Here is a 19,891-nt window from a genome sequence, read left to right on the forward strand (position 1 = left end):
CTAACACTCCCCCGCCCAGATCGGCGGATGCCGCGTCGGCCATTGCGTTACCTGCTCCAGCTCATGGGCAATGCGAAGCAGCCGGTGATCCTCATTCTGGCGGGCAACGAGCTGGATGCCGATCGGCACGCCGCTGTTGGACTGAAAGAGCGGAAGACTGGCGGCGGGCTGCCCGGTGACGTTGAAGATCTCGGTAAAGGGTGCGAATCCGTAGGCCCTGTTTGCCCATCCCTCATAGTCGAAATGCGCGCCGTTGCCGTTGATTTCGCCGAGGCGGGGCGGCAATTCGGCCGTGGTCGGCGTCATGATCAGATCGAACCGATCGAATTTCCTCGCCATGGCGAGGGACGCCCGATGAGCGCACCCCTGCGCATCGAGGTAATCGGCCGCCGAGGATTGTTCGAAGCGCTCCAGCGCGTGGCGGCTCAGTCGCTCGATTTCATCGTTTCCCGGCATGCGGCCGATCTCACCGGCTCGTTCCCGGATGGTCAGACCGATCTCCGACATCCAAAGGATGCTCCAGCCGTCGCCGCAATCGGCCTCGGGTGGAAACGATGCTTCCTCCACCTCGTGCCCCAGCTCCTCGAGCAGCGCCATGGCTTCCAGAAAACGGGTCTTGATTTCGGGCGTGACATCAGTGCCATCGGCTCGCCGTCCCAAGCAGGCGATGCGCAGGCGTTCGCTCGGCGTGCGCAGCCAGTCGAGATAGGAGGGCACGGATCTGGACACGCGGTAAGGCGCCCCCAGTTCCGGGCCGGCGGTCATATCCAGCATGGCGGCGCTGTCGCGGACCGTGCGCGAAAGCACGTTTTCGGCATGGAGTCCGGCTCCGACCTCGCCGCGATAAGGGCCGACAGGATTAAGGGCGCGGGAAGGTTTTAGGCCGAACAAGCCGCAGCAGGCCGCCGGCACGCGGATCGATCCGCCGATATCGGAGCCATGCGCTACCGGCACCATGCCGCTTGCGACGGCGGCGGCAGCCCCGCCGCTTGACCCGCCAGCCGTGATCGTCAGATCCCAGGGATTGAGTGTCGACCCGCGGAAGGCCGGCTCGGTCACGAAGTCGTTGGCATATTCCGGCGTGTTCGTTTTTCCCAGGAAGACCAGGCCGGCCGTCCGCCATCGCCGAACGATCTCGCTATCGGGCTTGGGCGCGGCATCCCTGAAATAGGCGGAGGAATGCGTTGTCGGCCAGTCCGCCGTGTGGATACCGGTATCCTTTATGAGGAAAGGAACGCCGGCTAAGCGAGCGCTCCGATCCAGGCTCCTTGCGCTGGAGCGAGCGCCTTCGACATCGACCAGTGTCACAGCGTTGAGGACAGGATTGATCTTTGCGATAGCCTCGATTGCCGCCTCAACGACCTCGGCAGCGGACAGGTCGCCGGAGCGAACATGTTCGGACAGCGCAACGGCATCGAGCGCCGCATATTCCTGCAGCTTCATGGCTGGCTCATTTGCCTCGGCTCTTTGTGTGCCGGAAAATGTGCAGAGATCAGCTCGGCGATCAGGGCCGGATCCTCCCAGTGCGGGTTGTGGCCACAATCGGCGGCTTCGACGACTGCGGCGGTGCGAAAGGCTTCCACCAGCCGCTGCCGATGCATGCTGTCGAACAGCGGGTCGCGCCCGCCGTTTACGATCAACGTATCGACCTTGACGCTTCGCGCAGCCGCCGTGAGATCGGTGCGGCGCACCTGCTCCAGTATGGCGCGCCAGCGTGGCGCGGGCATGGTCGACGCCTCCGCCGCCGCCATTGCGAGGAAGTCGCGTGGAACATCCGCCTCGCAGGCGTGCCAATAGGCATAGAACGGGTCCGTCGGCGATATCGGGTCGCGCAGCGATTGCACCCCGACGACCATCGGATGGGCATCGGGGATTGCGGGCTGCAGCGTGCCCGCAAGCAGCACCAGTCCACCGGCCAAAGCCGGATGCCGTGAGACCGTTTTGATGGCAATCATGCTGCCCAGCGAATGTCCAACCAGAACCGGCTGCACGAGCTGCAGCCTGGCAATGAGCGCGGCAAGGTCGTCGGCGAAATCGGCCGGCCCGAGGCCGCTCGTCCCGGCCGGCGAGGCGCCGTGCCCGCGCAGGTCGGGAATGATCAGGCGGCGGCCTTCCAGATAGGGGACGAGCAGGGAAAAACTGCGGCTCGTGTCGGTAAAGCCGTGGATGAGGACAAGCGGCGGCTCGGCGCCGCCGATCTCGATATAGGCCATGGCGGTCCCGCCGATAGCGACACTTCGCTTGCGGCCGCCCCATCCCTCCTGCATTACTGAGTTCACAGGCCGAGCTTTGCCTTCACGGCGTCGAGTGCCGGCTTGCCGTCGAAGGTGGTAACGCCTTGCAGCCAGGCGTCGAGCCTTCCCTCATTTTCCGAAATTGCCTTCTGGGCGGCATCGAGCGGCGCCATGCCGTCATTGATCAGGTAGCCCATGCCGGTATTCTCGAAGTCGATGTCGAAGCTGAGGTTCCTCAAGAGCTGCGCTGCGTTCGGACAGGCTTCCAGATAACCCTTGCGCACCTGGGTGCTGACGGTCGCCGCGCCAAAATTGGGCCCGTAGAATTTGTCGCCGCCAGTCAGATATTTGAAGTCGTACATCGTGTTCATCGGATGCGGCGCCCACCCCTGGAAGACGATGAAGTTCTTTTCCTTTATCCGATACCCGACCTCCGACAACATGCCGGCTTCGCTCGACTCGACGACTTCCCATCCGTTCAGACCCAGGCTCGGGTCGGCGATGGCGTCCATCATCAACTGGTTCGATCCAGGTTCGATGCCGTACATCTTGCTTTCGAATTTGTCGGCGAACTTCTGCAGGTCGGCCAGATCCTTGACGCCGGCTTCCCAGACATAGGTTGGAACGGCAAATGTGTATTTGGCGCCTTCGAGATTGATGCGCACAGTCTCGACCGAGCCATCCTGCTTGTACGGCGCAAAATTTGCGGCCATGGCCGGGTCCCAATAGCCGAGGAAGACGTCGAGATCATTGTTCTTCAAAGCGGCATAGATGACGTCTATGCCAAGCAGGGTGCTCTGCGGCTTGTAGCCGAGAGCGTCGAACAGCACGGAAGCGACACCGGTGGTGAAGGCGAGATCGTTCCAGCCAGGCTCGGCCATGCGGACGGCTCCGCATTGTTCCGGTTCCGCGGCCTGGCTCACCTGCGGCGCAAGCGCCAGAACACACAAGGGCATGCTGAGAAGAAAGGTGCGAAGCATTTCGATATCTCCCGTGTTGACCATTTGGTCTGATTATTGTCCCACTGGTCAATTGTTGATCTCGATGGACTAGAATGTCAATATGCATTTGCATCGGGAACAATCATGAAACTCACCCGCCTCAGCGACATCCGCCGCAAAGAACTGCGCCAGGCAGCATTCGCCGTGCTTCAGCGGGAAGGCATAGCCGGCGCGACGATCGAGAAGGTCGCGGCGCAGGCCGGCGCATCGAAGGGCATCGTCCTGCATTATTTCAGGGATAAGCGAGAGCTGTTCGAACACGCGATGCGCGAGTCGAACCTGGTGCTGCGTGATGCGGTGGTGGCACGGCTGAAAGGCGCGCATACGCCTATGGAAAGGCTCGACGCCGTGATCGACGGCAATTTCGAGCTGCATTTCTTCCAGCCGTCGCTTTGTCATGCGTGGCTCTCACTATGTGCGGAGGTGCCGCGCGACGAAAAATTGAAGCGCATTCAGCGCGTGATCCACAGCCGGATGCGTTCGAATTTGCTGTCCGGCCTGCGTGGCCTTGTTGTCGAAGCTGACGCAAACGATATCGCTTTCGGCATCACCACGCTGATCGACGGGCTATGGCTGCGGCTTGGCCTGCAACCCGGCAGCGTTTCGCGCGACTACGCGCTGCGTCAGGTCAAGGACTATGTCGCCGCGCGGCTGGCAAGTGCCGAATTGCCGCCGGTTATGCGGTCCGCATCAGTCGGCGCCTAGAAGGCCGGCTAGCCGGCACTGATAGTTGCGCAGCATCCGCATTCGTCCAGCTTGTGCGCAACAGCGAGCGGTCGGCCATGCGCGCTCGACGGGCCGCGATGCGGTTGATAAGCCCTCTCCCCAAGGAGAGTCGAGACATGACCGTTGCGATCGAGATGGGCCACACGACCGCAGGCGCCCCGGCGGCGCTGGATCTTGAGGAGCTGCTGGCGACCCGCTTGCTGGTGCAAGGCAATTCGGGCTCCGGCAAATCCCATCTGCTGCGCCGGCTGCTGGAGCAGAGCGCGCCCTGGGTGCAGCAGACCATCATCGACCCGGAAGGCGACTTCGTGTCGCTGGGCGACCGTTTCGGCCATCTGGTGATCGATGCCGAGGAGCATACCGAGCGCGGCCTGCAGAGCGCCGGCGAGCGGGCGCGCATCCACCGCGTCTCCACGGTGCTCAATCTCGAGGGGCTCGACGCCGAGAACCAGATGCGGCGCGCCGCCGCCTTTCTCGGCGGGCTTTTCGAGGTCGCCCGCGACCACTGGTACCCGATGCTGGTGGTGGTGGACGAGGCGCAGCTGTTCGCGCCGGCCGTGGCCGGCGAGGTTTCGGACGAGGCGCGCAAACTCTCGCTCGGCGCCATGACCAATTTGATGTGCCGTGGCCGCAAACGCGGGCTTGCCGGCATCATTGCCACCCAGCGGCTGGCCAAGCTCGCCAAGAACGTCGCCGCCGAGGCTTCCAATTTTCTCATGGGCCGGACTTTTCTCGACATCGACATGGCGCGCGCCGCCGACCTTCTCGGCATGGAGCGGCGCCAGGCGGAGGCTTTTCGCGACCTGGAGCGCGGGCAATTCATGGCGCTGGGCCCGGCGCTGTCGCGCCGTCCGCTGGGCTTGCGCATCGGCCCAACCGATACAAGTCCGCGCAATGGCACCCCGCGCCTGATGCCGCTGCCGGAATCGGCGTTGGAGGATGCCCGCGCGATCATCCTGGCAGCTCCGCCGCCGGAAACTGTCCGGCCGCAGCGCCGGTCGTCGCCGGACCTGCTCGATCAGCTGATGGCGGCGAAATCGGCGGCGCTGGAAATCCGCCCCGAACCGGTGGAGCCGCCAATCAGCGCCGAGGATTTGGCGGAGCGGCGGGAGCGCGTGGACCGTGTCCTGCGCGCCGTGCTGGCGCAACCCGATGCGGGCTTCCGTGTCATCGGCGTGCTCTATCAGGAGTTCGTGGTCCGCTGCCGCATCGAGGGCCTCGCCTCGGTCGTGCCGGACCTGCCCGCCTTCCGCCGCATGCTGACGCGCGCCCGCGCCGGCCTCGGCTCCGACATGGCAGGCGACGACGCCTGGCAGGATGTCTCGGTGCGCGCCTCGCTGCTGCCCGAGGATATGCAAGGCGTGTTCATGATGATCGCCCGCGCGGCGAAGGAGGGCTGGCCCTGCCCGAGCGACGCGGCGATCGCCCGCGCCTACGGCTCGCACTCGCTGCGCCGCGCCCGGCGCCTGCTGACTTATATCGAGGAGCAGGGACTGATCGTGTGCCAACTCGACGGGGTTGGCCGGCGGACGGTGACGCTGGTGGAATTGGCCTGGGCGACGGCACCGGGGGATCCCGGTGCCGCGGAGGTGGAGCAGGGGAGTTTGGCGGTCTGAGGGGGTGGTCTAGCGTGCAAGGGGAATGCCACGCGTCAAGGCGATGTATGACCGAGCGGTAGGTACAGCGGCGAGTCTTTTAGAGATCAGCCCCGATCAACTGACGAAGTACAAGAAATACGGCAGGACTGTAGCGCAAATATCTGCCGAAACTACGCTGCCGCCGCCGATTACCCCTTCGGTTCATTCTGTTGACATCTCCTGCTTCTGGAGAGATGGTAAGATACTACGCGGCGGCCCTTTTTCCGAAGATTTTATTCTGCAGCTTTATCAAAGGATTTCGGCAATGCGTTTGTCTCGATCGCGCCGACTTATGGCCGTCGCTTTGACGGCAATCGCAGCCGTTCCCTCTTATGGACATGCCGAGGACAGACTGCTGACAGAAGCGGTGCAGTTCAACGGCACGATCCTGTATCTCTCCACCCAGGTGCCTGGCCTGATCTTCGGCGCCGTGCGCAACGGCGAGACGGCCTTGGCCGGTTTCGGCAAGATTGCCGACGGGAGTGAAAAAGTGCCGGACGGCGACACAATGTTCCGCATCGCGTCCGTGAGCAAAGTGTTCTGCGGCAGCGTGCTTTCCTCGCTGGCGATCGACGGCAAGGTACTGCTCACCGACCGGCTGCAGGATCGCCTTGGCTGGGACGTCACGCTCCCTGAGAAGGATGGCCGCGCCCTCCGCCTGATCGATCTCGTCGCGCAAGCTTCCGGCCTTCCGCGGGAGGTGCCAGTGGCCGAGGCGCCCCCCTCCGACCCCTTCTCGACGAACACCAAAGAGGCGCAGATTGCCGCCCTCAAGGACAATCCGCTGCTATTCGCGCCGGGCACCGCCGTTCTCTATTCGAACTTCGGATACGACCTCCTCGGGGCGGCGCTCGCGAATGTCTCTGGAAAGCCCTATGCCGAGGTCCTGCGGGAGCGTGTCCTCGATCCACTCGGCATGAAAGACACGGTTTTCAACCCAAGACCGGCGGACGAGCCGCGCCTGATGCAGGGCCATAACTTCGGCGGCAGCCCCCTGCCCATCGTGCCGACGAGCACAGCCATGGAGTGCGCCGGTGGATTGTACTCGACCGCGGACGATCTGCTGCGCTGGATGAACTGGCATGTGGACAACAAGCCTTCCGCGGCCGACGCCGAGTTGCGGCTTTCGAACCACGCGGCTTTTTTGTACCGGGACGGGCTCGCGTCGGTGGTGGGGCTGGATGACGGCGGCCCGATGGACGCCATGGGTCTCGGATGGGTCATCATGCTCCCCAACGAGCATCGCCCGCTCATCCTCCAGAAGAGCGGCGGCCTGCAAGGGATGTTTCTCTATGTTGCGATTGCACCGACACGCGGCGTCGGCGCCTTCTTCGTCATGAACGAATTCAATGCCGCCGGCTTCATGGCTGGGGTCAAGACGACGAACGATCTCGTCGCAGAGATCGCTCCACGCTGATTTTCGCGCTGCTTCATGGCGCGGCCCCCTCCGGCTTTGGGCCGGTATAGCGGAGTATCCAGAGGCCCTGGTTCTTGTCGCTGATGTAGATGAAGCCGCGACGATCCACGACGACATCCTCGGTCTGCAGCACCAGCTTATCCTCAGGCATTGGTCCGTAGCGCCGGGTGGGTTCCGGTGGAATGAAATAGCCGACCTCACGCGGGAGCCGTGTGTTCGAGACATCGTAAATTCTGAGCCCGGCGTTGAAATGCGCGATGTAGAATAAATCGCCCTGTTTCTCGACATCGGGATGATGTTGGTGGTGGTTGATGTTGTGCGGCCCGCGCCAGCCGCCGCGTGTGGTGAAGTCCGAATAGGGAGCGCCTTCGGGCGGCACGGGCTCCGGCAACAGCGACAGCAAGAACGGTTCGGCAGGATCGGAAATATCGACGATCGACGCGTGATGCATAGGGCCGCGTCCATAAGTGACGTTCTCCGAATTGGCGAATGCGATGCCCCGTTCGGGTATCGGCAGCACGCCGTGCACACCGAAACGGGAATGGAAGGGCGGACTGAAGCTCAGGCTGCTGATCTGCTTCGGCTGCGAGACGTCACTGATGTCGAGCACGATGATCCCAGCCGCACCGTAAGGCAGATACACAAGATCGCCGACGACGTAGGGCGGGCCATGCAGCGAGACGTCCTCGCCCGTGCTGGCGCAGAAGGCGCCGCACATGCATTGCGGCCGCAGTCGTAGCCGGTAGCGGTCCGACGCCTCCTGGGATGCTGCTACGGCTTCGGCCGAGGGGAAGCTCTCCCCGCCGGCCTCGTGCTGGCCCGGCACCCACCAGCGTCCGGCCTCGCGTGGATTGGAGCGGTCCGAGATATCGAGAATGACGTAGATGTTACCCTTGTAACCGGGCATGCCGGCGGCAAGATGAACATAACGCCCGCCGGGATAGAGGTTGCGGTGCGTGCCGTTGCCTCCGGTCCGGTAATGTCCGAGTTGTTTCGGATTGATGGGATCAGCGATGTCCCAGATCAGGACCCCTTCGCCAAAAGGCGCGTCGGGGTCACCGCCGAAATTCGCGAAAGGTTTTTCGAGGGCCGTCACCATCGTGTCGCCGGACAAATCGATCTGCAGCGTCCAGGTGTTCGTGCCCGGATAGGGCACGAACTTGACGACCTCAGGCTTCGCCGGATTGGTCACGTCGACGATGCTCCAGCCAGAGTGCCAGAAGTGTCCGGTATAAAGATACCAGCGCTCGCCGACCTGCCGGATCGCCATCTTGAAGGCAGGGCGATGATCGAGATCGGTATAGCCGATTGCTTCGACATGATGGGCGAAGGCGCCAGGGGGCGCCGGCGAGGCAGCAGGAACTGGCTGTGCAAGCGCCTCACAGACAAGACCGGATTGAGATGCGGTGGCAATCGCCGCACCAACAAGTGGAACCTTCAACATCTGGCGGCGAGAAATCTCGGCATTCCTCAAGAGCACATCTCCCAGATTTGTGACTGCCTAAGCTTTGCGATTTTCAATATTTCTGTCCAATATTGATTGGAGAGCGATTAATTCGATTCTGGAAATTAAGAGATGGATCACAAGCTGATGCAGTCCTTCGTGGCTGTCGCCGAAGAGTTGCATTTCGGGCGCGCCGCAGCGCGTCTGCATATCTCCCAACCCCCTCTCACCAAGCAGATCCAGTACCTGGAACAGGTCATAGGCGTGCGCCTGCTGGAGCGCACCAAACGCAAGGTCGAACTGACCGAGGCCGGCCGGGTGTTTCTCGATGAGGCGAGAGCAGTCCTTCATCAGACCGGGCAAGCCGTCGAGCTTGCCCGCAAAGCCGGTCGCGGCGAAACCGGCCATCTGTCAGTCGGATTTATCGATGCCGCCATCTACAGCGTGGTGCCAACTGTCGTTCAGCGGTTCACCGAACGTTATCCCGAGGTCGCGTTGAGCCTCACCGATCTGCGCATTCCCAATCAAATAAAACTGGTAGCCGAACGGCAGCTCGACATTGGCTTTGTCCACCCTCCCGTCGTTCACAACGCCCTTCAAGCCGAAAGCATATTGGTCGAACCGCTGATCGTGGCCTTGCCGGAAACACATTGGTTAGCCTCAGAGACCGAGATCGCGCTGGCTGACTTGGCTCAGGAAGCACTGATTCAGTTCCCGCGCAGCATCAATCCGTCCCTCTATGACGAGATTGTCGGGCTGTGCCGTTCATCCGGCTTCAGCCCGAGGATCGTGCGGGAAGCAACGCCCAAGCAAACGATCATCGGACTTGTATCCGTTGGGCTTGGCGTCTCGCTGCTGCCTGCCTGTCTCGAGAATCTGCAGCGATCCGGCGTCGTCTATCGATCTATTCGGGGCCGAAACCTGTCGATCGATACGTCAGTCATCTATCGGCGCGAACAGCCTTCGCCTGTGCTAAAGGCATTCCTCGACATCGTGCGCGAGACGACAGGCATAGTTCCAGAACATTTTGCTAAGCAGGCCGGCATGTGACGTGGGGCTCATCCATGACGCTGGCAAAGCGCTTCTCAGCTTCCGTCGTTTTTTGTTGCAGAGGACTCTCTACGCCCGAAAGCGAGTTCGGTCATCACCTGCCAATATAGGCGGCTAGTTCGTCCGGCGTTCCATTTGGGAAGGCTTGTTTTAGAAAGTCCAAGCACGCCGACACCCGCGCGCTGAGCAGCCGCCGAGATGGGTAGAGCGTCCAGAGAGCGATCTCGGGGCCGTCGATATCCCCCCAATTTACCAGTGTGCCGTCAGCCAAGCCGTGGCTCACCAACGAAATGGGAAGACGTCTTGCACCGACGCCGGCTCGCACCGCATCCCGGACCATGATGAGCGTTGACAAAGCGAGGACCGGCTCGATTCTAATTGTTGACCGGCCACCGGGTGTCTTCACGTGCCATGTTTGCCGATCGCCTGCGCCGCGTCCAACAGCAGGAGCGGCGCGTCCACCGGTCGTGCGAGGAACATTCGGGCTCGCCACGACGACCAGGCGGTCGCGGAGAAACGCCCGCGCCTATGGCTCGCACTCGCTGCGCCGCGCCCGGCGCCTGCTGACCTATATCGAGGAACAGGGCCCCCATCGTCTGCCAGCTTGACGGGGTTGGCCGGCGGACGGTGACGCTGGTGGAACTGGCCTGGGCGACGGCGCCGGGGGAGCCCGGTGCCGCGGAGGCGGAGCAGGGGAGTCTGGCTGTGTGAGGGGATGCGGTTTGGGCGAAAGCTGACGTGGCTCAACATCAGCAAAGCGCTAAAAGCCGCCAGGGTGGGTGGTCGATCAGAGTCTTCGCAATCTCTGTCGCCACGACATGCTCGAAAATGCGCGCCCTTGGCGAACAGATCCCAGTCCGCCTCCGCGACCTGTCTTTATGCAGGTGGCTCAATCGGCATTTGTGGGTTTACATCGGCAGCCAAGCCCCTAGTTTTAGAGTTTCGCGCTGCGCACCTTAGTGCGTGGATGATCGAAAACGGACCGTGAACTCTGGCCGGTCCATCAAAAACTCCCAAAGGATGACTGCCATGACACAGGCCAAGAATGGCGACACCGTGCGCATCAATTATACTGGACGTCTAGCCGACGGCACTCAATTCGATTCTTCTGGCAGCGAACCGCTGCAATTCAAGCTCGGTGAAGGGCAAGTGATCCCCGGCCTTGAGACCCATGTCGAGGGCATGGAGGTCGGCGCGAAAAGCACCGTCACCATTCCCGCCGACGCCGCTTATGGCCCCCACCGCCCCGAAGCGGTCATGACCGTCGACCGCGCCAGGGTGCCGGACAACATCAATGTCGATATCGGTACTCGATTGCAGGCCAGAACCACCGAAGGGCGCCCCATGCAGGTGACGGTCGTCGGCGTCGACGACGCCAGCGTCAAGCTCGACGGCAATCATCCGCTAGCCGGAAAGGATCTGGTGTTCGACGTTGAACTGGTCGAGATCGTTCAGGCGGCGTAGGTATCCATGCGGCCAAGGCCGTGGTGGCTATGATTTCGGGTGACGGACTTCCGCCGGAGGTTTCGGCGGTTTGTGCCACCTGCCGCCCTGCTTTCCGCACTTAGCCGCGCCGGGCATCCGGTGAATCACAGCGCCAGAGGCGTGTCTTGGAAGTATTTTCCGGGAGAGGCACCGAAGGCCGCCCGAAAAACCGCGATGAAGGCGCTGGGGCCTGAGTAGCCGAGTGCGAAAGCGATGTCGCCGACGCTTCGGCCACCGGCGAGCCACTCCACCGATTTCAGCAATTTCGCCTGCTGTCGCCAGGCGCGGAAACTCATCCCTGTCTCAGATTGGAAGTGACGCTGGAAGCTACGTGGGGACATGGCCGCACGTGACGCAAGCTCATCGAGGGGCCAATCTGCGCCCGGCTCATTCCGCATGTCTGCGGCGATGTCCCGGAGGCGTTCGGATGCCGGCAACGGGAGAGACAACGGTGCGACCGGACTCGTCTGGAGCTGGTCGAGAATGACTGCCACAAGTCGTTCGGCGCGGAGGCTGCCCGCGTCCGCGCGAGGTATTTCCAGAAACGCCAGGATTAGCTCGCGCAGGAGCCGCGTCGTACCGATCACGGAGACTTCCGGTGACAGGCTCGCCACCGCGTCGGGGCGGAAAAAGAGATAGCTGCGCTCCGTCTCCTGCAGGTAGGTCACCTCGTGGAGGACCCCGCACGATCTGGAAAAGCTGCGCCCGGTGGTGCGTATGAAAAGCGTAGGTCCGCCCGGCGGGCTCTGCTCCGCCCTGAGCGACAGCGGTATGCGGATAATCTCCGAACCCGTCTTCCGGCAAATGAACGTTGATCAGGTTGTCGCGGGCAATCATGGCGGCTCAGAGACATAATTTGTCAGACTGCCGATAACACGTCTGACGGCAATTCACTAGGTTGGCATTAACTCAGCACAACTTGGACGAAAGTCATGACACTGGAATTCCAAATAGCCGAAATCCCGGATCGCCTTGCCCGCGGCCTTCTGACGAAGCTACCAGCTTTGAGGTTCGGAGCCTCCGTCGTTGTGGGCTGGTAGCAACGGAGCGAGACCGAACACGCACTACACCGACTATCGGATCGTGATCTGGCGGACATAGGTATTGCGCGTCGCGATATTCGCGAGTTCGCTTGGACTGGCACCGTCGCAGCCAGCGAGCGACGAAACAGATCACCGGCCGCTGCCATGGATGCGCTTGCCTGCGGGGAATCCCATGCCCCGAGCGGATGGGTGGAAGCTGATCCCTTTCGCGACGGCTCACGAATTAATGCGATGCCCACGAAGCCGCGGTCAACGCGATAGCGCCGCCGGTCTTGAAACAAGCGTTACCAGAGAGGCAGACAGAATGCATGATGACGGGCTTTTCGACGAGAAGATCGCTGCGACCTACGATGATGATAAAGGCATCTCTGCGCCAGAGGTGATCGAGCCGGCCGTTGATCTCCTGGCCGAGCTCGCAGGAGGCGGGCGCGCCTTGGAATTCGCGATCGGAACCGGACGCATCGCACTTCCTCTCGCGCGGAAAGGGGTGCAGGTGGAGGGCATCGAGCTTTCGAGGCCGATGGTGTCTCGCCTTCGCGCTAAAGAAGGAGGCGCGGAGATCTCGGTAGCGATCGGCGATATGGTAACGACGGATGTCGCGAGACGGTTCTCACTCGTCTATCTGGTTTTCAATACGATAAACAACCTGACATCGCAGGACGCTCAGCTCGCCTGCTTCCGGAACGCAGCCGCGCATCTCGAACCTGGTGGACACTTCCTGATTGAGGTCGGCGTGCCACCGCTTCAGCGGCTGCCGGTTGGCGAGACGATCCTGGCGTTCGACCACGGCGAAACGCATTGGGGCGTCGACGAGTACGACGTGGTGAACCAGAATTTCTCGTCCCATCACATCTGGCTCCGTGACGGAAGCTATGAGCGATTCTCAGTACCGTTTCGTTATGCCTGGCCAGCTGAATTCGACCTTATGGCGCGACTGGCTGGTTTAAGGCTCAAAGAGCGTTGGGGCGGCTGGAAAAAGGAGCTGTTCACGCAGGTCAGCGATAAACATGTCTCCGTCTGGCAGAAGGTTGAAGGTTAGGACGCGTGGAGCGAAGCGTCATCACCCTCGTCCGCAACGCGCCGATGGGAAGCCGGCCGCTTTCAACGCCATGCCGCTGCTTCCGGTCACACGCAGCAGGCAACGAGAGCATCTCCTGCATCTTGGCTTTATCGTTGGCGTGTCCGCTTTCAGGATATGTTGAAGCCAGCCCAAACGACCGACATTAGGCGCAAAGCTGTCATGCACGGCTCCGTTTGCGAGAGTCTGCTTCGGTCAAAAGCAGCCCCGGCTCCAGCGGTTCCCCTACCGATCCTCAATAATCCGCAAATACGCCGCCGTCACAAACAGCACGATCAATCCAAACAATATCCGCCGCGCGCCCTCCGGCATCTGGAGAATAGTCAGCAGCGTCGTCAGCACGGTGAGGATCAGCGCCCCGATGATGGTGCCGGTGTAGCCGCCGCGGCCGCCGAAGATAGAGGTTCCGCCGATCACGGCGGCTGCCACCGAAGGCAGCACCAGCGGCTCGGCCAGCGACAGCGACGGCGCCTTTATCAGGCCGATATAGAGCAGCCCGGTGATGCCGGCGAGCACGCTCGAGATGACGTAGAGCGCTGTGATCACCTGCCAATAGCGGACGCCGGACAGGCGTGCCGCCCCTTCATTGTCGCCGACCGCGTAAAGCAGGCGGCCAAAGCCGGTGCGGTTCAAGGTGAAGACGATGAGGACGGCGATGGGCACGAACAGCAGCAGCGCGTTGGGCACGCCATAGGTCAGGCCAGTGCCCAGCCAGGCCAGGAAGGGCGGAATCTTGGCGCCCGAAGCGATGACGGTTCGCTGGTAGACCTGCAGGCAGCCGGTGCCGATCAGGCTGGTGCCGAGCGTCATGATCAGCGGGTGCACGCGAAAGACGCCGACGCCGATGCCGTTGACCAGGCCGATGAGCACCGCCGGCACCAAGGCGATGAGGATCGCCACCGCCGGGTCATGATTGACGACCTGCGTCGCCATGATGAAGGCGCTCATCGTCGCCACGGTGCCGACCGACAGGTCGATGCCGCCGGTCAGCATGGTCATGGTCTGGCAGCCGGCGAGGATTGCCAGCGGGATGGCGAACTTGACCGTGTTGGCGAGCCAGCGCTCGTTGACGATGCCGGGGCGCAGGATCTGCAGGATCACCACCAGCATGACCAGCAGGATGATCAGCGGGATCAGCGGCCGGTCGGCCATGAAGCGCTTGAGGCGGCGGCCGAAGGGGACGGGTTGGATCGCTGATATGCTCATGAGATTGCTCGCGATTGGGGTGGCGCGATGTTGGTGCCGGGAGAGGATGGTGCTCTACGGCGCCCCCCTCTGTCCTGCCGGACATCTCCCCCTCTTGGGGGGAGATTGGCAGCTTCACACTCGGCGCCCTTCTTGCACCTTCGGAGATTGGCGAAAACCGTAGCGACGGCCAATCTCCCCCCAAGAGGGGGAGATGTCCGGCAGGACAGAGGGGGGCGCGAAGGATCGCTACGCTCATGCCGATCTGCCAGCGTCACGGCATTGCTCATAATTGCCGGCTCCGCATGGTGACGAAAGCCCCGAACATGACGACGGCGACCATGATCGCGCCCTCGATGATTGCGGTGACGTTGGGATCGATGGCCAGAAGCGTCAGGTCGGTGCGCACCAGGCGCAGCACGAAGACCGCGACGATCGGGCCGAGCAGTCCGCCCTTGCCGCCGCCAAGTGCGACGCCGCCGAGCACCACCGCAGCCACGCTGGCAAGAAGATAAGGGCCGGGAATGGGGGCGCCGATGCCAGTGCTCATGGTCAGCGCCAGCCCGCCCATAGCGCCGAAAAGCCCCGACAGGGCGTAGGCGATGATCTTGGTGCGCGCGACGGGCACGCCGCTGCGAAATGCCGCCAGCTCGCTGCTGCCGATGGCGTAGATCGAGAGGCCGAGCTTCGAGCGCTTGAGCGGTATCCAGATGATGCAAAGGCAGACGACAAGCAGGACCAGCGCCTTCGGTATCCAGGCAGAGATCCCGGGCAGCCCCGGAATCGGGACGGTGCCGATGATGGTCGCCCTCAGCCATTCGGCCACCGCGCCGCCGGGCGCACCGAGGACCAGCAGCGCCGCGCCCTGCAGAACGAAGAGGGTGGCCAGCGTGACCACGATATCGGGCACGCGGGTGACGACGATCAGCATGCCGTTGACGGCGCCCAGCACCAGCCCCATGGCCAGCACGAACGGCACGACGAACAGCGCGTACTCCTCGCTGGCGCCGTCCATCATCGAGGCGGCGGTGACGCTGGTCAGCGCCATCATGGCGCCGACGGAAAGATCGATGCCGCCGGCGATGACGACAATTGTCTGGGCGGCCACGGCAAAGGCGTAAGGCAGCACCGCGCGCACCAGCGAGCCAAAATCGCCGCTGCCATAGCCCGGCTGGATGAGCTTGGTGATCACGAACAGGACCACGAAGAGGACAAGCAGGCCGGTGACCCAGCCCTGGCGGCGGACGAGGCGGGTCAAGGTTTCGCCACCGGGCTTGAATGGATATCGGCAAGGATGCCGACATCCTGCTTGGCGCCGCGGGGCAAGCCGTAAGCGGCGCGCATCAACGCCGGCTCGTCGGCGAGCTCGACGGGGAAGACATCGACGATGCGCCCCCCAAAGATGACAATGACACGATCGCAGACACGCTGCACCTCCTCGAGCTCGGATGTATAGAACAGCACCGACTTGCCTTGGTCGGCGAGTTCGCGCAGCAGCTTATAGATCTCCTGCTTGGTGCCGACATCGATGCCGCGCGTCGGGTCGAAGCAGAGGATGGTCTGTGCTTCTGCGGCGATCCAGCGGGCGATCGTCACCTTCTGCTGGTTGCCGCCGGACAGGCGCTGCACCTCGCGCTGGGCGCGCGTGTCGATCTGCAGACGCTCGATCGCATTGACGACCCTGGAGCCTTCCTGCCGCATGTTGATCGGCCCCCAGTTGCGCAAGGCGGCGCTGAAGGGTAGCGCGATGTTTTCGCGCACCGAGCGCTGCATGGTCAAAGCCTCGGTGCGGTCGCCGGGTACATAGGCAATGCCGGCGCGGATCGCATCCGCCGGATGCGCGAATTTCACCGGCTTCCCGTCCACTTCGATAGTCCCGCCGGACGGCCGGATGGATCCGGCGAGCGCTGCGAAGAGCTCGTCCTGGCCTTGGCCCTCAAGCGCGACGACGCCCGCGACCTCGCCGTTTGCCAGGTCGAACGACACGTCGTTGAGCTTGGTGCCGACACGAAGGTTCGCCACGCCGAGGCGCGGACGGCTATCCCTAGGCGAGGCGGCCTGGCCCGCCTGCCGAGCCGCCACGCGCGTTTTTTCGACCTTGGCGCCGAGCATCATCTCGACGATGCGCTCCTCGACGCCCGGCTCGATGTCGACGACGCCGACGGTCTCGCCGTCGCGAAGCACGGTGGCGCGGTCGCAAAGTGCCGATATCTCGACAAAGCGGTGGGAAATGAAGATCACCGAACGGCCGCTGTCGCCCTGGCGGCGCACGACTTCGAGCACCTTTTCGGCAAGGTTTGCCGGCAGTGCCGCGGTCATCTCGTCGAGCAGCAAAACGTCGGGTTCGACCGCCAGCGCGCGCGCCAGATCGAGGACGCGCAGCACGGCCAGCGGAATGTCGCGCGCGGTGTCGCGTATGTCGAGGTCGGGAATGCCGAGTTCGCGCACCCAGGCGCGGAACGGCTCGACCGGCGTGCCGGTCAGGCGAAGGTTGGAGGCGACGTCGAGATCCGGGATGAGCGACGGTTCCTGATAGACGGGAAGCAGGCCGGCGCGGCGCGCATCGGCAGGCGAGCGCACGTCGCGGGCCTCGCCGCGGATCAGGATATGCCCGGCATCGGCGCGGATGGCGCCGGTCAGGATTTTTACGAGCGTCGATTTGCCGGCGCCGTTGGCGCCCATCAGGGCGTGAACCTCACCCGGCAGCACCGACAGCGACGCATTGCGCAACGCCACCACGGCGCCGTAGGTTTTCACGACGCCGGTAGCGTCCAGGAGGGGATTGGTGGTCAAAATCGCGTTGCTCTCGTTCCAAGCTTTCCAAATGTTATGGAGCCATGATCGGTTGGCCGTCTACGGTTGACGATGCCGGCCGAAACAGCGACCCTCCCTTCTCCCCTTGTGGGAGAAGGTGGCCTCGCGAAGCGAGGTCGGATGAGGGGTGTTCCAGGGAACACCAACGCCTCATTCCTTCCAGCACCCCTCATCCGTCTCGGCGCTGCGCGCCGATCCACCTTCTCCCACAAGGGGAGAAGGCAGAAGCGCGGCTCGTCAAGCCTGCGATTACTCGCCCGGGCCCTTGCAGGCGATGATCTGGTCCTTGGTGTAGGTGGTCCAGTCCGGGATGGAGATCGAGACCGGCCATTCCGGGCTCAGCGACGGATCGGCCGCGCCCTTCAGCTTGGCCTTGCCCTCTTCGGTGGCGTTCTCCCATAGCTGCGGCTCGACCAGCACGGTCTGCTCCGCCGGCTTCTTGCCGTTCAGGATCTGGAGAGCCAGCGTCACGCCGGCGCCGCCGATCGAGCCGGGATTGGTCACCGCCGCCCCGACAAGGCCTTCGACCGAGTTCAACTGGCCGACGAAGCCGGCATTGTCGGCGCCGACCACTGGCACCAGCGGCGTCTGCGACTCGACCAGCGCATCGACGATCACATTGTCGATGCCCGAGGTCCAGATGCCGTTGAACGGCGATCCGGTGGCGATGAAGTCGAGGATTTGCTGCTTGCCCTGATCCTGCTGCCAGCCGGTGAAGACCTCGTGCACGACCTTCACATCGGGGAATTCGGCAAGCGCCTTCTTGAAGCCCTTGTCGCGGTCGCTGTCGGCCGAGGCGCCGGCGGCGCCGCGCATGTAGACGACGTCGCCCTTGCCGCCCATCTGCTGGAACAGCCATTTGGCGCCGAGATAGGCGTATTGTTCCTGGTTGTTGGAGATGATGTAGGCCGACGGCTCGGTGACCGCCTGGTCGACGGCGACGACGACGATGCCGGCCTTGGTGGCTTCCTCCAGGGCTGACTTGATGCCAGCTGGATCGGCCGGGTTGACGACGATGGCGTTGACCTTGGCGCTGATCAGGTTGCGGATGTCCTCGAGCTGACCGGCAGCGTCGGTGTTGCGGTGGGCGATGTTCAGCTTGGTCACCTCGCCGGAGGCGAGCGCCTGGGCCTTCATCGCGCAGATCATCTCCTCGCGCCAGCCATTGCCCTGCACGGTGTTGGAAATGCCGATCGTGTATTTGGCTTCAGCGGACGAGACGCCCACCGAAGCCATGAAGGCCGCGCCGGCAAGCAGCGGGACTATGGTCAAAAGTTTTTTCATTTCAGTCTTCCTCCACAATGTTTTCAGTTTCAGGGCCTGATCCTGTCGACCTGAGACAGGATCAAAGCCAAGCTGTTTGCGCCGTCACTTCACGAAGGGGCGCAGCACGTCGCGGGCGAGTAGAAAACCCCGCTTGACGTTGTCGTCGTTCCCCTCAAACCGCCGGTCCTCGTGCTCGATGATAACAGGCCCGTCATACCCTGCGCGATAGAGACCGGAGAAGATCACATTCCAGTCGACATCGCCGAGCCCCGGCATGCGCGGCACCTGCCAGCCTATGCCGGCCGAGAGGATGCCGCGCTCGTAAAGTCCATCAGGATCGATCATCAGGTCCTTGGCATGGACATGCAGCATGTACGGACCGAATTCTCTGATGAAACGGGCCTGGTCGATCATCTGCCAGACCAGATGCGACGGGTCGAAGTTCATGCCGACATCGCCGCCCCAGGCTTCAAGGATGCGGCGCCAGATATAGGGCGAATAGGCGATGTTGTGCCCGCCCGGCCACTCGTCATAGCTGAAGATCATCGGGCAGTTTTCAAAGGCGAGCTTCACGCTATGGTCTCGCGCATGGGCTGTTATGGCGGGCCAGACCTTGAGCGCCTCTTGCCAGTTGGCGTCGATGGTTTTCGAAGCGTCGCCGCCGCAGAAGGTGTTGACGACAGGCACGCCCATATGGCTCGCCAGCACGATCACCTTCTTCAGATGGTCGATGATCGCCGCGCGATGCGCCGCATCAGGGTGCAGCGGATTGGGGTAATAGCCGAGGCCCGACACAGTCAGGTTCTTCTCCGCCAACGAGGCGACGATTTCCTTGGCCTGCGAGGCCGATGTCGAGGCGGCATCGATATGGCTGGTGCCGGCATAGCGCCGGGCGCCGCCGGAGGATTTCGGCCAGCAGGCGATCTCCAGCGCCTCGAAGCCGGCAGAACTTGCCCAGTCGGAAACCTCGCCAAGCGAGGTGTCCGCAAACGGTGCGGTGAGCAGTCCGAGCTTCATATTGCCTCCCTTCCCCTTACTATGCCGATTGTGCGGGCCGCTTCAACCGGGCAACCTCGGGTTGTTCCAAACTTCGCCTGACGACTGCCATCGGGTTGTCTGAGAGCAGGCCGTCGAGGGCTGATGTGATAGCCCTGCGGAAATCGCCATTTGCGGCAAGCTCCGGATCGAAGATCGTGTCGATGGCGAGGATCGCGGCTGCCAAAGCCCTCGTGTCGGCGCCGACCGCGTCGGCAATGCCGGCGATTCTGTCGGCATAAGGATCGGACACCGGCCGGTGCCTGCCGAACCGTGCCGAGGAGCGGATCAGATAGGCCATCCAGCCTGCGACCGGGACCGACAAGAGCGCGATGCTTTCGCCGCGCCGCAACTGGTCGCGGATCGGGTTGAGAAGCCGCTGCACGATCTTTTGCGAGCCGTCGGTGGCGATCTGGTGGTTGCGATGGCGGATCGCTGTATTGCGCAGACGAGCGAGGCTTTGCTCGACATAGGCT

General features: G+C 62.9%; 15 protein-coding genes and 5 pseudogenes. 8 read left to right on the forward strand and 12 right to left on the reverse strand.

What is annotated here, in order from left to right:
- The 3 genes from EOB36_RS22480 to choX form a co-directional block, all read right to left on the reverse strand.
- The gene (locus EOB36_RS22480; protein WP_128285712.1) at window positions 1–1,443 is read right to left on the reverse strand and encodes an amidase; all 1,443 of its coding nucleotides are present in this window, start codon (window positions 1,441–1,443) and stop codon (window positions 1–3) included.
- A complete protein-coding gene (locus EOB36_RS22485) occupies window positions 1,440–2,213 on the reverse strand; it encodes an alpha/beta hydrolase (RefSeq protein WP_245467860.1) in 774 nt (257 codons plus the stop codon). Before EOB36_RS22485 ends, EOB36_RS22480 begins: the two co-directional genes overlap by 4 nt.
- 62 nt (window positions 2,214–2,275) lie before the next feature.
- Window positions 2,276–3,214, reverse strand: a complete 939-nt coding sequence (gene choX / locus EOB36_RS22490) for a choline ABC transporter substrate-binding protein (protein WP_128285714.1) — start codon at window positions 3,212–3,214, stop codon at window positions 2,276–2,278.
- 105 nt (window positions 3,215–3,319) lie between these two features.
- On the opposite strand from choX, the gene betI reads away from it, so the two are divergent.
- The 3 genes from betI to ampH all read left to right on the forward strand — a co-directional run bounded on the left by betI (window position 3,320) and on the right by ampH (window position 7,015).
- Window positions 3,320–3,940, forward strand: coding sequence for a transcriptional regulator BetI (gene betI, locus EOB36_RS22495; RefSeq protein WP_128285715.1), 621 nt, complete (start codon window positions 3,320–3,322; stop codon window positions 3,938–3,940).
- 137 nt (window positions 3,941–4,077) lie between these two features.
- On the forward strand, window positions 4,078–5,577 hold the full coding sequence (locus EOB36_RS22500; RefSeq protein WP_127206150.1) for an ATP-binding protein: 1,500 nt from the start codon (window positions 4,078–4,080) through the stop codon (window positions 5,575–5,577).
- A 25-nt stretch (window positions 5,578–5,602) separates the two neighbouring features.
- Complete coding sequence (gene ampH / locus EOB36_RS22505; protein ID WP_245467861.1) at window positions 5,603–7,015, forward strand: D-alanyl-D-alanine-carboxypeptidase/endopeptidase AmpH; 1,413 nt, start codon at window positions 5,603–5,605, stop codon at window positions 7,013–7,015.
- Between the two features lie 13 nt (window positions 7,016–7,028).
- Here the strand turns inward: ampH and EOB36_RS22510 are convergent, their stop codons facing one another.
- The gene (locus EOB36_RS22510) at window positions 7,029–8,489 is read right to left on the reverse strand and encodes a hypothetical protein (protein ID WP_206637195.1); all 1,461 of its coding nucleotides are present in this window, start codon (window positions 8,487–8,489) and stop codon (window positions 7,029–7,031) included.
- Between the two features lie 102 nt (window positions 8,490–8,591).
- Between EOB36_RS22510 and EOB36_RS22515 the strand changes: the two genes are divergently transcribed.
- Window positions 8,592–9,509, forward strand: a complete 918-nt coding sequence (locus EOB36_RS22515) for a LysR family transcriptional regulator (RefSeq protein WP_128285716.1) — start codon at window positions 8,592–8,594, stop codon at window positions 9,507–9,509.
- Window positions 9,510–9,603: 94 nt separating this feature from the next.
- On the opposite strand, the pseudogene EOB36_RS22520 reads toward EOB36_RS22515, so the two are convergent.
- A pseudogene (locus EOB36_RS22520) lies at window positions 9,604–10,032 on the reverse strand (LysR substrate-binding domain-containing protein); the annotation flags it as partial.
- Between EOB36_RS22520 and EOB36_RS35315 the strand changes: the two are divergent.
- Window positions 10,028–10,220 (forward strand): annotated as a pseudogene (locus EOB36_RS35315) (ATP-binding protein); the annotation flags it as partial. The pseudogenes EOB36_RS22520 and EOB36_RS35315 sit on opposite strands and share 5 nt — an antisense overlap.
- A 318-nt stretch (window positions 10,221–10,538) precedes the next feature.
- Window positions 10,539–10,973, forward strand: a complete 435-nt coding sequence (locus EOB36_RS22530; RefSeq protein WP_126104427.1) for a peptidylprolyl isomerase — start codon at window positions 10,539–10,541, stop codon at window positions 10,971–10,973.
- Between the two features lie 125 nt (window positions 10,974–11,098).
- On the opposite strand, the pseudogene EOB36_RS22535 reads toward EOB36_RS22530, so the two are convergent.
- A pseudogene (locus tag EOB36_RS22535) lies at window positions 11,099–11,831 on the reverse strand (AraC family transcriptional regulator).
- Window positions 11,832–12,058: 227 nt separating this feature from the next.
- Here EOB36_RS22535 and EOB36_RS35320 point away from each other — a divergent pair.
- Together EOB36_RS35320 and EOB36_RS22545 are read left to right on the forward strand one after the other, a co-directional pair.
- Window positions 12,059–12,298: pseudogene (locus EOB36_RS35320) on the forward strand (hypothetical protein); the annotation flags it as partial.
- Between the two features lie 43 nt (window positions 12,299–12,341).
- Entirely contained in the window at window positions 12,342–13,076 is a 735-nt protein-coding gene (locus tag EOB36_RS22545; protein WP_102764960.1) for a class I SAM-dependent methyltransferase, read from the forward strand.
- Window positions 13,077–13,340: 264 nt separating this feature from the next.
- On the opposite strand, the gene EOB36_RS22550 is transcribed toward EOB36_RS22545, so the two are convergent.
- From EOB36_RS22550 to EOB36_RS22580, 6 genes and pseudogenes are all read right to left on the reverse strand, one after another.
- Entirely contained in the window at window positions 13,341–14,321 is a 981-nt protein-coding gene (locus EOB36_RS22550) for an ABC transporter permease (protein ID WP_127288304.1), read from the reverse strand.
- Between the two features lie 265 nt (window positions 14,322–14,586).
- Window positions 14,587–15,558 (reverse strand): ABC transporter permease, encoded by a 972-nt coding sequence (locus EOB36_RS22560; RefSeq protein ID WP_128285717.1) that lies wholly within the window; start codon window positions 15,556–15,558, stop codon window positions 14,587–14,589.
- The gene (locus EOB36_RS22565) at window positions 15,555–17,093 is read right to left on the reverse strand and encodes a sugar ABC transporter ATP-binding protein (RefSeq protein ID WP_128285718.1); all 1,539 of its coding nucleotides are present in this window, start codon (window positions 17,091–17,093) and stop codon (window positions 15,555–15,557) included. The genes EOB36_RS22560 and EOB36_RS22565 overlap by 4 nt, the downstream gene beginning before the upstream one ends.
- A gap of 270 nt (window positions 17,094–17,363) precedes the next feature.
- Window positions 17,364–18,398, reverse strand: coding sequence for an ABC transporter substrate-binding protein (locus EOB36_RS22570; protein ID WP_095485021.1), 1,035 nt, complete (start codon window positions 18,396–18,398; stop codon window positions 17,364–17,366).
- 84 nt (window positions 18,399–18,482) lie between these two features.
- Window positions 18,483–19,397: a sugar phosphate isomerase/epimerase gene (locus EOB36_RS22575; RefSeq protein WP_128285719.1), complete on the reverse strand. Its 915-nt coding sequence runs from the start codon at window positions 19,395–19,397 to the stop codon at window positions 18,483–18,485.
- Window positions 19,398–19,416: 19 nt separating this feature from the next.
- Window positions 19,417–19,891: pseudogene (locus EOB36_RS22580) on the reverse strand (mannitol dehydrogenase family protein); the annotation flags it as partial.

The sequence above is a fragment of the Mesorhizobium sp. M6A.T.Cr.TU.017.01.1.1 genome, from assembly GCF_004023115.1.
GTDB lineage: Bacteria > Pseudomonadota > Alphaproteobacteria > Rhizobiales > Rhizobiaceae > Mesorhizobium > Mesorhizobium mediterraneum.

Coding starts and splice junctions, on each gene's coding strand:
- EOB36_RS22500 (WP_127206150.1), top strand. CDS start 4,078: ATGACCGTTGCGATCGAGATGGGCCACACGACCGCAGGCGCCCCGGCG.
- EOB36_RS22480 (WP_128285712.1), bottom strand. CDS start 1,443: ATGAAGCTGCAGGAATATGCGGCGCTCGATGCCGTTGCGCTGTCCGAA.
- EOB36_RS22530 (WP_126104427.1), top strand. CDS start 10,539: ATGACACAGGCCAAGAATGGCGACACCGTGCGCATCAATTATACTGGA.
- EOB36_RS22575 (WP_128285719.1), bottom strand. CDS start 19,397: ATGAAGCTCGGACTGCTCACCGCACCGTTTGCGGACACCTCGCTTGGC.
- ampH (WP_245467861.1), top strand. CDS start 5,603: ATGCCACGCGTCAAGGCGATGTATGACCGAGCGGTAGGTACAGCGGCG.
- choX (WP_128285714.1), bottom strand. CDS start 3,214: ATGCTTCGCACCTTTCTTCTCAGCATGCCCTTGTGTGTTCTGGCGCTT.
- EOB36_RS22570 (WP_095485021.1), bottom strand. CDS start 18,398: ATGAAAAAACTTTTGACCATAGTCCCGCTGCTTGCCGGCGCGGCCTTC.
- betI (WP_128285715.1), top strand. CDS start 3,320: ATGAAACTCACCCGCCTCAGCGACATCCGCCGCAAAGAACTGCGCCAG.
- EOB36_RS22485 (WP_245467860.1), bottom strand. CDS start 2,213: ATGGCCTATATCGAGATCGGCGGCGCCGAGCCGCCGCTTGTCCTCATC.
- EOB36_RS22550 (WP_127288304.1), bottom strand. CDS start 14,321: ATGAGCATATCAGCGATCCAACCCGTCCCCTTCGGCCGCCGCCTCAAG.
- EOB36_RS22515 (WP_128285716.1), top strand. CDS start 8,592: ATGGATCACAAGCTGATGCAGTCCTTCGTGGCTGTCGCCGAAGAGTTG.
- EOB36_RS22545 (WP_102764960.1), top strand. CDS start 12,342: ATGCATGATGACGGGCTTTTCGACGAGAAGATCGCTGCGACCTACGAT.